Genomic DNA, 12,791 nt, shown 5'->3' on the forward strand with positions numbered 1-12,791 from the left:
CCCGTCAGGGCAATCCGCGTCAGCCTGTCGCGATCGCGAGGACTCCAACCAGCGCCGCCCCGACGCCGACCTGTTGCGGGCGACCGAGCTTCTCGTTCAAGAAGATTCGAGCCAGCGCGATGGTGACGAGGGTGTGCAAGGCCCCCAGTACGGCGACGACGCCGACCATGCCGAGGGTCGAGGCGGTCGCGTAGAGGGCATCGGCGGCCACGATCAGCACGCCGATGAGCGCGATCGCGGGGATATCCTTGGGCGGCAACGTGACTCGCTGCCGTCCGACGAGAACGACAGCACCGATCAGTCCGACGGCGGTGAGCCGTGCGGTCAGCAGCGCCCATCCGATATCACCCGTGCTCGCGGTGTCCATGGCCAAGAAAAAGGTGCCGAAGCCGGCCGCGGCGAGCAGGCCGAAGCCGATGCTCGGCAACACCTGACCGCCCTTACCGCCCTGATCGGACTGATACGAAGCAACCATCAAACCGATGAGAGCCACAGCGAGCCCGGCCAATTGAAGTACTCCCGGCACCTCGCCGAGCAACAACCCGGCCAGCAGGGGCACCACCGGCGCAGTCGACGCGACCGCCGCGACAATGCTGATGCTGCCGACCGCCAACCCGCGATACAGCGCGGCAACCGCAGCAGTTTCCGCAAGCCCCGCCAAGGCGGCATAGCCGAGCGAGGCAGGTTCCGGCAGACCGCCACCGCGGACCAGCGCAAAGACCGTCACCAGCACCAGCGCGGTGGACTGCGAGATCAGCAGCACTGAAAGCAGCGGGAGCGTACGACTTTTCAACCCCCCGAGGAAGTCCGAGGTACCCCAGCCGAACGCCGCACCGAGGGCGAGCACGATCGCGATCATGAAACAGCTTTCCTTCTCTGAACTCTCGGCGTCAGGCTGTCAGCCCAATTCCATTACATGTAACGCAAACCTAGTCGCATATTGGTTACATGTAAACAAGATTCACGGAACTTGCCTCAGCCTGCGTTGCCGGTCGCTGGAGCGACCTCGGGGCATCGGAATGTTGCCGCTCGCACGCGCGAATCCGGCGGGGACGGACAGCCTGGATGTTTGAGCGCAGCGCGACACGGGAAACGATGTACCTGCGGTCGGAACCGCAGGTACATCCGGTGAAGCGCCCCCGGCAGGAATCGAACCTGCGACCTAGGGATTAGAAGGCCCTTGCTCTATCCAACTGAGCTACGGAGGCAGTTGATGGGGTTCCACCTTGGCCGACATTGGCCCTTGCTGTCCAGCACGGCAAGTATAGCGACCGTCCAGATCGCTACTTGTTAGCGACGGAAACATTTTTGTCGTGTCGGGCCGGGCCGGCCCAGGAACAGGTTATCGGCCCAAACCCGGCCGGGCTACGTATTAAGTGTCCAACTACGCTCAGTCGTATGTCGTCACCGCTGGACCCGCACGCCGAAGCAGAGGTATCGGACGCCGCGGGGACGGGTTCATCGGGGGCGTTCGCCGTGGTCACCGCGATTTCGATCGCTGTCGCGGCCGTGGTCGCGGCGCTGGTCGTGGGGCTTTCGGCGGCGCAGGCGCTGAGTCTGCTGGGCATACCTGATCCCGGTCCACTGACCACTTACGGCCTGCCCGCGATCCGGGCGCTCAATGATCTGCTCGCGGCGCTGACGGTGGGCTCGCTGATGTTCGCGGCGTTCCTGGTACCGCCGCAATCCAACGGGCTACTCGACGTCGCCGGCTACCGGGCGTTGCGGCGCGCCTCCAACTTCGCGGTGATGTGGGCTTGCTGTGCGGCGCTGCTGGTCCCGCTGACGGTGTCGGACACGACCGGCCAGCACGTCGGGAAGGTCTGGCGGCCCGAGCAGCTCTGGCGCGCGATCGATCTGGTGGACCTGGCGCAGGCGTGGCGGACCACGGTCGTGCTCGCACTGATCGTCGCGGTCGGCTGCCGGCTCGCGCTGCGGTGGGGCTGGGCGCCGGTGCTGTTCGGCGGAGCCATCGTGACGATGATGCCGCTGGCGTTGACCGGGCACTCGTCATCCGGCGGCTCGCACGATCTGGCGACCAACAGCCTGATCCTGCACCTGATCTCATCCGCGGTATGGGTCGGCGGACTGTTCGCGGTGCTCGCCTACGCGATGCGCGGCGGCGCACACACGGCGCTCGCGGCCCGACGGTTCTCGCTCACCGCGACGGTCGCGTTCGTCGTCATCGCGGCCAGCGGGGTCCTGAATTCGGTGGTCCGGGTGTCCTGGTCGGAGCTGTTCAGCACCACCTACGGCCAGCTGATCGTCGCGAAGGCGGCGGCGCTGATCGTGCTCGGCGTGTTCGGCTACATGCAGCGCCGTGCGGCCCTGCCTGCACTGGCCGCGGACCCGAGCGATCGGGGTGCGCTGATCCGCTTCGGCGGCGTCGAAGCGTTGATCTTCGCCGCCACCATGGGCCTCGCCGTGGGCCTCGGCCGCACCCCGCCGCCCGCACCGACAACCTCGCCGACACCTGCGGAAGTCGAGATCGGCTACAACCTGGCCGGCCCGCCGACTCTGACAAGGCTGCTGTTCGACTGGCGCTTCGACCTGATCTTCGGCACGCTGGCCATCGTGGCGGCGGTGTTGTATCTGATCGGGGTGCGCCGCCTGCGCTCGCGCGGCGACTCCTGGCCGGTCGGCCGGACCATCGCCTGGCTGTCCGGCTGCGCGGTCCTGCTGTTGGCCACGTCCTCGGGCGTGGGCCGCTATTCGCCCGCGATGTTCAGCGTGCACATGGGCCAGCACATGGCGTTGTCCATGCTCGCCCCCATTCTTTTCGCGCTCGGCGGCGCGGTCACCCTGGCGCTGCGGACGTTGCCCGCGGCCGGGAAGACCGGTGCGCCGGGGCCGCGCGAATGGATCCTGGCGGCGGTGCACAATCCGGTGTCGCGGTTCCTGACCCACCCGATCGTCGCGTCGGTGATCTTCGTCGGCGGCTTCTACGCGCTGTACCTGGGCGGCATCTACGACTCGGTGGTCGACTCGCATGCCGCGCACCTGATGATGAACCTGCACTTCCTGCTCAGCGGCTATCTCTTCTACTGGGTGGTGATCGGCATCGATCCGAAGCCGCGCCAGGTGCAACCGCTGACCAAGCTGGGCATGGTGTTCGGCTCGCTGCCCTTCCATGCCTTCTTCGGTGTCGCGCTGATGAGCATGACCACGGTGCTGGGCGGCTGGTTCTTCCGCGGTCTCGGCCTCGGCTGGAATGCCGACCTGCTCGACGACCAGCGCACCGGCGGCAGCTTCGCGTGGGCCAGCGGCGAGGTGCCGCTCGTCGTGGTGATGCTGGCGCTGCTGATCCAGTGGTCGCGCAGCGACGCGCGACTGGCGAAGCGCACCGACCGAGCGGCCGACCGCGACCACGACGCCGAGCTGGCCGCGCACAACGCGATGTTCGCCGAGCTGAACAAGCGTGATCGCGGAGTGCGCGAATGACATGTGAGCCGGCGGGGAGATACCGCCGGGCAACGGAGCGTTCGTGACCGACCGGGGGCTGTTCGAGGATTGTCTGGGGGAGGACAGGGTTGCGGGGCGGGTGTATCGGTCGGATGTGCGGGCGGCGCGGAAACGGCTGGCGGGTCGGGTGCGTAAGACGCCGGTGTTCCACACCTCGGTGCCGGGTCCGAACGGACCGGTGCCGGTCACACTGAAGCTCGAATACCTGCAGCACGGTGGCACTTTCAAGGTGCGCGGCAGTTTGAACGCGCTGCTGGAGTCGGGGAGGTCGGCCGATCATGTAGTCATCGCCTCCGGCGGCAACGCGGGTATCGCCGCCGCGCTGGCCGCCGCCCAGCTGGGCAAGGGCTGCACGGTGGTGGTGCCGGAGTCGGCGCCGCACACCAAGGTCGCCGCGATGTGGTCTTACGGGGCCGAAGTGCTGTGGCACGGCACGACTTACGCCGAGGCGCACCGGTACGCCCAGGAACTGGCCGTGGAACGGCGGGCCATGCAGCTGCATGCCTACGACCTGCCCGCGGTGGTCGCCGGGGCGGGGGTGATCGGGCTCGAACTCGAAGAGCAGGTGCGTGGACGGCCGCCGGTGCTGGCCGCGGTCGGCGGTGGCGGGTTGATCGCCGGGGTCGCGGCCGCGCTGGGGCGCAGGCAGCCGGTGATCGGGATCGAACCCGAGGGTGTGCCTGCACTGCACGCGGCGTTGCGCGCGAACCGTCCGGTGGAGGTGCGGGCGGCCGGTCGAGGTTCGGAAGTGCTGGGCGCCACCAGGATCGGCGATATCGCGCTCGATGTGGCCCGCCGCTATGACGTGCGGTCGCTGCTGGTCACCGACGATGCCATCGTCACCGCCCGCGACTATCTGTGGCGTGAGTTCCGCATCGTCGTCGAATTCTCGGGTGCGACGGCATTCGCCGCCATCCAGAGCGGCGCCTATGTGCCGGCCCGGGGTGAGCGGCCGGTGGTCGTGCTCTGCGGCGCCAATACCGATCTCGACATCGGCTGAGCATCGTAGTCCGCCGCTTCGGCAAGACGATTCGAAGCTGAGCGCGAAAGCCCTGGTCACGGCATGTGAAGGGGTGGGTGTCCACAGTCGGGAAAGTTGTCCCCAAATTCGATTTCGGCGATCCGTTCCGGGCTCGCGGCGCGCACGCTGGAGGAGTCCTCGCAGCGGGGAGCAAGCACCCGGGGCGTCTGCTCAGGTCCGAAATCCGAAGGGGCGTAACCATGTACGAGCCACTGACGACCATCGTCGGCAATGTCGTCACCACTCCGGTGCGGCGCCAGCTGCCCACCGGGGAGCCGATGGTGACCTTCCGCCTGGGCAGCACCTCGCGGCGGCGCGACGCCTCCGGGGAGTGGGTCGACAGCGGGACGATGTTCCTCACCATCACCTGCTGGCGCCGGCTCGCCCTCGGCGTCGACGGCTCGCTGCACCGCGGCGACCCGGTGGTCGTGCACGGCCACCTGCGCACCGTCGAATTCCGCGCCAAGGACGGCACCGACCGCCGCGAGCTGGAACTACGGGCCTACACCGTCGGGCCCGATCTCTCCCGCTGCGCCGCGGCCATCACCCGCAACTCCGACTACGGGTCCGGCTCCGGGCCCGCGAGCCTGATGCGGAATACTTGTCAGGGATCGAGCGCTGAAGAACGCGCACGTGTCGGCGAGAACCAGGGGGATGCGACGACCGTGCAGAGCGACTCCTCCTCCGACCGCGCCGAAACACAGCCGGTCGACGCCTGATCCACGGCACCCTCGACTTCGCTCCACCGACCCCTAGACCGATAGGCTTGCGTATATGGCTGAGTTCATTTACACGATGAAGAAAGTTCGTAAGGCGCACGGCGACAAAGTCGTGCTCGATGATGTCTTCTTGAACTTCCTTCCCGGCGCCAAGATCGGCGTCGTCGGCCCGAACGGCGCCGGTAAATCCAGCGTGCTCAAGATCATGGCCGGAGTGGACCAGCCGAACAACGGCGAAGCCTTCCTCGCGCCCGGCGCCACGGTCGGCATCCTGATGCAGGAACCGCATCTGAACGAGGAGAAGACCGTTCGGGGCAACGTCGAGGAGGGCCTCGGCGAGGTCAAGGTGAAGCTGGACCGCTTCAACGAAATCGCCGAGCTCATGGCCACCGACTACTCCGACGAGCTCATGGACGAGATGGGCAAGCTCCAGGAGTACCTGGATCACGCCGACGCCTGGGACGTCGACTCTCAGCTCGAGCAGGCCATGGACGCGCTGCGCTGCCCGCCGCCGGACGAGCCGGTCACCAACCTCTCCGGTGGTGAGCGCCGCCGCGTCGCGTTGTGCAAGCTGCTGCTGAGCAAGCCCGATCTGCTGCTGCTCGACGAGCCGACCAACCACCTCGACGCCGAGAGCGTGCTCTGGCTCGAACAGCACCTGGCCGCCTACCCGGGCGCCGTCCTGGCCGTCACCCACGACCGGTACTTCCTCGACAACGTCGCCCAGTGGATCCTCGAACTCGACCGCGGCAAGGCCATCGGCTACGAGGGCAACTACTCCACCTACCTGGAGAAGAAGGCCGAGCGGCTCGCGGTCCAGGGCAAGAAGGACCAGAAGCTGCAGAAGCGCTTGAAGGACGAGCTGGCCTGGGTCCGCTCCGGCGCCAAGGCTCGTCAGGCCAAGAACAAGGCCCGTCTCGATCGGTACGAGGAGATGGCGGCCGAGGCCGACAAGCACAGGAAGCTGGACTTCGAGGAGATCCAGATTCCGCACGGTCCGCGCCTGGGTAGCGTCGTGGTCGATGTCAAGAACCTGGACAAGGGCTTCGGCGATCGCCAGCTGATCAAGGATCTGTCGTTCACCTTGCCGCGCAACGGCATTGTCGGCGTCATCGGCCCGAACGGTGTCGGTAAGACCACGCTGTTCAAGACCATCGTCGGGCTGGAAGCACCGGACAGCGGCGAGGTGAAGGTCGGCGAGACGGTCAAGCTGAGCTACGTCGACCAGAACCGCGCGGGCATCGACCCGAAGAAGAACGTCTGGCAGGTCGTCTCCGAAGGACTCGACTTCATCCAGGTCGGTAACCAGGAGATGCCGTCACGCGCGTACGTCAGCGCGTTCGGCTTCAAGGGCCCGGATCAGCAGAAGCCGGCCGGCGTGCTCTCCGGTGGTGAGCGCAACCGACTGAACCTGGCGCTGACCCTCAAGCAGGGCGGCAACCTGATCCTGCTCGACGAGCCGACCAACGACCTCGACGTGGAAACTCTCGGTTCGCTGGAGAACGCGCTCGAGCAGTTCCCCGGTTGCGCCGTGGTCATCTCGCACGACCGCTGGTTCCTGGACCGCACCTGCACCCATATCCTCGCGTGGGAGGGTGATTCGGACAATGACGCCAAATGGTTCTGGTTCGAGGGCAACTTCGAGGCGTACGAGGCGAACAAGATCGAGCGTCTGGGCCTGGAAGCGGCTCGCCCGCATCGGGTTACGCACCGCAAGCTGACCCGCGACTGACCCGGGCCGAATCCCGATCCACGCCGAGCGGCGGGGCGAGCGCAGCGGCGCATCGCCCCGCCGCTCGGCGTAGGTGGCCCGAACATGCTGTCGAAAGCGCGTTTTTCGCCGAAGGTGTCACAAAAGCGCCATCTTGCCGAAGGACCTGCGGCGGCAACCGGCCCGAAGCCGGGTCCGCCGAAGGAAATTTCGTCCACCTGGACAGTGGCGCAACTCTCGCTAGGGTGGTGACCGTGCATGCGCAGGCGCAGTCCAGGCTGAGTTCACCCACCCCGTCGGCTGTCGCCTCCTGCCGTCCCCGTGGGGTCATACCTACTGCGAACGCGTCTACGTGAGGGTGTCGGTCCGATCGGTGCTGTGCCAGCGTTTTTGACGATGGCAATTCGGCGGCTACCACTATGGCAGTGGTGAACACCCTGTGTTTAGAAGGGATTTCACCCCCGCGCGTGTATCGCACAGCTACTCTCGGACCGGCGTCACTTTGTTGCGGAACCGAATCCGAGGAGTTGGCGAAAAATTATGACGGTCTCGTCCGAATTGTCCAATGGCGGGCGCCATCTGGAGCGAGCAGACAACGCGGCATGGTCCGCGAGTTTGCCGGAATCGCTGCGGGACGCGCTCGGGACACTCGAGGAGGCGTACTTCCGCCACGTCGACGCGGGCGATGTGGACTGTGCGATCACCGGAATCACCCAAATCTTCCGGCGGCACCTGGAATTGGCGATGACCCGCCCGAAGGGTCGCGCGCTGGTCCGCGTGTACCACCCGGACGATGCGTCCGGGCTGGGCGCGGCGGTTCAGCTGGTGACCGACGACATGGCCCTGCTCGTGGAGTCCATCACCTCGTCGCTGAGCCGGATGGGTGTCAGCGTCAGCGAGGTCATCCACCCGATCTTCGAGGTCGAACGCGACGAGAACGGCCGCTTGACCAAGGCCGTCCCGCACGAGGTCGACCGCAACGGCGGAGTCCTGCGCGAATCCTGGATGCACCTGCAACTGCACCCCTCCACCAGCCGTGAACTGCTGGACCGGATCGAGCAAGCGATGCCCGATGTCGTCGCGGACGTGCGCCAGGTCATCGGCGACACCGACGCCATCCAGGCGGTGCAGAGCAAACTGGCCGACGACCTGAAGCAGGCCGCCAAAGCCGGCGACGCACCGTTTTCCGCGGGCGATCTGATCGACACGGCGGAGCTGCTGCGCTGGCTGGCCAGCGGCAATTTCACCGTCCTCGGTTTCGCCCAGTATCGCCTCGACACCACCGAAGAGGGCCTGACCACGTCGAATCCGATGCCTGGCACCTGCCTGGGCGTGCTGCGCCCGGACGTCGGCACCGACTTCCGCGTCCCGATCAACGGCGGCGACCGCCCGCTGCTCATGCTCACCCAGGGCCTGGTCCCGGCCACCGTGCATCGCTCGGTGTACCCGTACTTCGTCGGCGTCGCCGACTGGGACGAGCACGGCAACATCGTCGGTGAGCACCTGTTCATCGGCGTCTTCACCGTCACCGCGGTGCACGAGAACGTGCTCGACATCCCGGTGATCGAACGCCGGGTGCGCGCGGTCATCGAGGAGAGCGGCTTCGACCTGGATTCGTTCTCCGGTCAGGCCATGCTCGAGGTCATCCAGTCGTTCCCGCGCACCGAATTGTTCTCCTCCGATATCGAAACCATGCGCAAGACCGCGGTGGCGGTGCTGAACGTCAGCCTGCGCCGCCAGGTGCGGCTGTTCATGCGCGAGGACAGCTACGGCCGCTTCGTCGCCTGCCTGGTCTATCTGCCGCGCGACCGCTACACCACCCGGGTGCGCCTGGAAATGCAGGAGATCCTGGTCCGCGAACTCGGCGGCGTCTCCATCGACTACTCGGCGCGGGTCAGCGAAAGCGAGCTCGCCAGTGTGTATTTCACGGTCCGGATGCCGGACGCGGATTCCGTCGCGCCCCGCGAAGCCCGCACCCTGGCCGACACCTCCGAACCCAACCGGTTACGCATCCAGCGGCTGCTCGCCGAGGCCAGCCACACCTGGGACGATCACCTCAACGACGAGGTCAGCACCTCCACCGTGCTGGATCCCGGTGTGGTGCAACGCTATGCGGCCGCCTTCCCCGAGGGCTACAAGCAGGATTTCGGCCCCCGGCACGCACTTGGCGACATCGTCCGGCTGGAACGTCTGGCGGAGGGCCGGATCGATCAGCACCTGTACCGCAAGCAGGGTTCGGAACCCGGCTCGTGGCGGTTCAGCCTTTACATCGGCGGCAGCGGCATTTCGCTGAGCCAGGTGCTGCCGGTACTGCAGAGCCTCGGCGTCGAGGTGGTCGACGAGCGCCCGTATCAGATCCTCTTCGACCTGCCCGGCGGCCAGACCAGCGAACGCTGGATCTACGACTTCGGCCTGCTCGCCCGGCCGGAGCTGCTGCGCAGTTCGCTGGACCGCGACCTGGACGCCGAGCTGCTGGAGGCCTCGGCCCGCGCCGATGCGCTCGAAGCCGAAGTGCGCGGTCTGCGTGAACGTTTCACCGATGCGTTCGAAGCGGTCTGGTACGACCGCGCCGAGGCCGACGGCCTGAACGAACTGGTGCTGCGAGCCCGGCTGCCCTGGCGCGCGGTGTCGATCTTGCGCACCTACGCGAAATACCTGCAGCAGGCCGGTTTCCCGTACAGCCAGGCCAATATCTCCCGCGTCCTGCTCACCTACCCGGATGTGGCGCGGCTGTTCGTCGACCTGTTCGCGGCCCGCTTCGATCCCGACACTGTCGACGAGGACGACGCCCAGCAGCTGGAAGCCCAGCTGCGCGGCCGCATCGATGACGTGGTCAGCCTCGACGCCGACCGCATCCTGCGCGCCATCCTCGGCCTGATCAAGGCCACGTTGCGCACCAACTACTACGTCACCGATGTCGACGGCACACCGCGCGACTTCCTCTCGATCAAGGTCGAGCCGCAGCTGATCGCCGAATTGCCCAAGCCCAAACCGCAATTCGAGATCTTCGTGTACTCGCCGCGGATCGAGGGCGTGCACCTGCGCTTCGGTCCGGTGGCGCGCGGCGGGCTGCGCTGGTCCGACCGGCTGGAGGATTTCCGCACCGAGATCCTGGGCCTGGTGAAGGCGCAGGCGGTGAAGAACGCGGTCATCGTGCCGGTCGGCGCCAAGGGCGGTTTCGTGGTGAAGCAGCCGCCCGCGGCCACCGGCGATCCCGGCGTGGACCGGCAGGCGCTGGGCGCGGAAGGTGTTGCCTGCTACCGGACTTTCATCTCCGGCCTGCTCGACATCACCGACAACGTCGACCGCGCCACCGGCGAAGTGCGCCCGCCCGCGCGGGTGATCCGCCGCGACGGCGACGACACCTACCTGGTGGTGGCCGCAGACAAGGGCACCGCCACGTTCTCCGATATCGCCAATGATGTGGCCCAGAGCTACGGTTTCTGGCTCGGCGACGCGTTCGCCTCCGGCGGGTCCGCGGGCTACGACCACAAGGCGATGGGCATCACCGCCAAGGGCGCGTGGGAGAGCGTGAAGCGGCACTTCCGCGAGATGGATATCGACACGCAGACACAGGATTTCACCGTGGTCGGCGTCGGCGATATGAGCGGCGACGTGTTCGGCAACGGCATGCTGTTGTCCGAGCACATCCGACTGGTCGCGGCGTTCGACCATCGGCACATCTTCCTCGATCCGAATCCGGACGCGGCCACTTCGTACGCCGAGCGGCAGCGCATGTTCGAACTGCCGCGCTCCTCGTGGGCCGACTACGACACCGCGCTGATCAGCGCGGGCGGCGGCGTGTGGGATCGCACCGTGAAGGCGGTGCCGATCAGCCCGCAGGCACGAAAGGCCTTGGGGCTCAGCGACGATGTGGTCTCGCTGTCACCGCCGGACCTGGTGCGCGCGATCCTGCTCGCGCCGGTCGGGCTGCTCTGGAACGGTGGTATCGGCACCTACATCAAGGCCAGCACCGAGTCGAACGCCGAAGTCGGTGACAAGTCCAATGATCCGGTGCGCGTCAACGGAAACCAGTTGCGCGTCAAGGTGATCGGCGAGGGCGGCAACCTCGGCGCCACCGCCCTGGGCCGTATCGAGTTCTGCCGCGGCGGCGGCAAGATGAACACCGATGCGCTGGACAACTCGGCCGGTGTGGACTGCTCCGACCACGAGGTCAATATCAAGGTCCTGCTGGACAGCGTGGTCAGCGGCGGCCTGCTGCCCGAACCTGAGCGCAATCCGCTGCTCGCCTCCATGACCGACGATGTGGCCCGGATGGTGTTGCAGGACAACGTCTCCCAGAACTTCCTGATGGGCATCTCGCGCTTCAACGCGGCCCGCATGCTGAATGTGCACATGCGGCTCGTCGAGGATCTGGAAGAGCGGCGCGGCTTGGATCGCGAACTCGAGGCGCTGCCCAGCGAGGTGGAGATGAAGCGCCGCCTCGAGGAAGGCTCCGGGCTGGCCTCGCCGGAGCTCGCGAATCTCATGGCGCACGTGAAGCTTTCGCTGAAAGCCGACCTGCTCGACTCGGACCTGCCGGACATGCAGCACTTCGCCACCCGGCTGCCCGACTACTTCCCGGAACCGCTGCGCGTCCGCTTCGGCGCCGCCATCAAGAAGCATCCGCTGCGCCGGGAAATCCTCACCACCATGATCGTCAACGAGATGGTCGACTACGGCGGCATCACCTACGCACACCGGCTCAACGAGGAAATCGGGGCCAGCACAACCGATTCCGTGCGCGCCTTCGCCGCCGCCAGCGAGATCTTCGGCCTGCACGACACCTGGGCGCGGATCCGCGGGTCCGACACCTCCATCGGCGTTCGCGACGAACTCGAGCTGGAAACCAAGAAGACCTTGGACCGGGCTTCCCGCTGGCTGCTGAGCAACCGCCCGCAGCCCATCGCGGTCGGCGCCGAGATCAACCGCTACAGCCGCGGCGTCCGCGAACTGGCGCCGAAGGTTCAGGGCTGGCTGCGTGGACATCACGTCGCCATGCTCACCGACCAGTCCGCCGAGCTCGTCAAACGGGGCGCGCCCAAGGACCTCACCACCGAGGTCTTCGGGCTGCTCAACCTGTTCCCGCTGCTCGATGTCATCGATATCGCCGACATCACCGACCGCAGCGGCGACGAGGTCGGATCGCTGTACTACGCGCTCAACGAGCATCTCAAGATCGACTGGCTGCTCCAGGCCGTCAGTCATCTCGAGCGTGGCGACCGCTGGCACGCCCTGGCTCGCCTCGCCCTCCGCGACGACATGTACGGCTCGCTGCGGTCGCTCACCCTCGACGTGCTCTCCGCCGGTGACCCGGAGGAAACCGCCGACGAGAAGATCGCCTACTGGGAATCCAAGAACCAGTCCCGCCTCGGCCGCGCCCGCGCCGCCCTGTCGGAACTGTTCGAATCCGGCACCCACGACCTCGCCACCCTGTCGGTGGCGGCGCGGCAGGTCCGCAGCATGGTCAGCGGCGTCGGTGCGCAGTCGGAGGTCCCGCGCTGAACTGAACGTCGGTGGGCGCCGGCACCTTTCAGTGCCGGTGCCCACCGACGTAAAGCATTGCCTTGTGGCAGCGCTACCTGCGAACGAGGCTGGATCGACTGGCCGCCGCGATCAACACCGCGGCGCAGACGATCTGCAGAGCCCACTGGGCCCAGTCGATGCCGCTGGTGGAATCGAGCCCGAAAATCAGCGCGACGATCCCGCCGATGAAGGCGCCGAGTGTGCCCAGCGCCCAGGTCTTGAAGAACGAAATATTCTGCTTCCCAGGCAAAACCAGCCTGGCTAAGGCGCCGACGAGCGGCCCGATAAGAATGGCGAACAACAGCATCCCGAAAATCCGCATGGGGAGCCTTTCTCGAACCCTGCGCGAAAA

Annotated in this window: 7 protein-coding genes and 1 tRNA gene; 5 read left to right on the forward strand and 3 right to left on the reverse strand. The window is 66.8% G+C overall.

What is annotated here, in order from left to right; translation table 11 throughout:
* Positions 1 to 19 precede the first annotated feature (19 nt).
* Positions 20 to 859, reverse strand: a complete 840-nt coding sequence (locus IBX22_RS29270) for a DMT family transporter (protein WP_194819005.1) — start codon at positions 857 to 859, stop codon at positions 20 to 22.
* A 275-nt stretch (positions 860 to 1,134) separates the two neighbouring features.
* Positions 1,135 to 1,208, reverse strand: a tRNA-Arg gene (locus tag IBX22_RS29275).
* A gap of 190 nt (positions 1,209 to 1,398) precedes the next feature.
* Between IBX22_RS29275 and IBX22_RS29280 the strand changes: the two genes are divergently transcribed.
* The 5 genes from IBX22_RS29280 (at position 1,399) to IBX22_RS29300 (ending at position 12,418) form a co-directional block, all read left to right on the forward strand.
* The gene (locus IBX22_RS29280; protein WP_194819006.1) at positions 1,399 to 3,441 is read left to right on the forward strand and encodes a cytochrome c oxidase assembly protein; all 2,043 of its coding nucleotides are present in this window, start codon (positions 1,399 to 1,401) and stop codon (positions 3,439 to 3,441) included.
* 43 nt (positions 3,442 to 3,484) lie between these two features.
* Positions 3,485 to 4,462, forward strand: coding sequence for a threonine/serine dehydratase (locus IBX22_RS29285; protein ID WP_309234833.1), 978 nt, complete (start codon positions 3,485 to 3,487; stop codon positions 4,460 to 4,462).
* Positions 4,463 to 4,683: 221 nt separating this feature from the next.
* A complete protein-coding gene (gene ssb / locus IBX22_RS29290; protein ID WP_194819007.1) occupies positions 4,684 to 5,202 on the forward strand; it encodes a single-stranded DNA-binding protein in 519 nt (172 codons plus the stop codon).
* Positions 5,203 to 5,257: 55 nt separating this feature from the next.
* Positions 5,258 to 6,934 (forward strand): energy-dependent translational throttle protein EttA, encoded by a 1,677-nt coding sequence (gene ettA / locus IBX22_RS29295; protein WP_194819008.1) that lies wholly within the window; start codon positions 5,258 to 5,260, stop codon positions 6,932 to 6,934.
* 519 nt (positions 6,935 to 7,453) lie between these two features.
* Positions 7,454 to 12,418, forward strand: coding sequence for an NAD-glutamate dehydrogenase (locus IBX22_RS29300; protein ID WP_194819009.1), 4,965 nt, complete (start codon positions 7,454 to 7,456; stop codon positions 12,416 to 12,418).
* Between the two features lie 73 nt (positions 12,419 to 12,491).
* On the opposite strand, the gene IBX22_RS29305 is transcribed toward IBX22_RS29300, so the two are convergent.
* Complete coding sequence (locus tag IBX22_RS29305; protein WP_228539740.1) at positions 12,492 to 12,761, reverse strand: GlsB/YeaQ/YmgE family stress response membrane protein; 270 nt, start codon at positions 12,759 to 12,761, stop codon at positions 12,492 to 12,494.
* Between the last annotated feature and the right edge of the window lie 30 nt (positions 12,762 to 12,791).

This window comes from Nocardia sp. XZ_19_385, assembly GCF_015355755.1.
In the GTDB taxonomy this organism is placed as follows: domain Bacteria; phylum Actinomycetota; class Actinomycetes; order Mycobacteriales; family Mycobacteriaceae; genus Nocardia.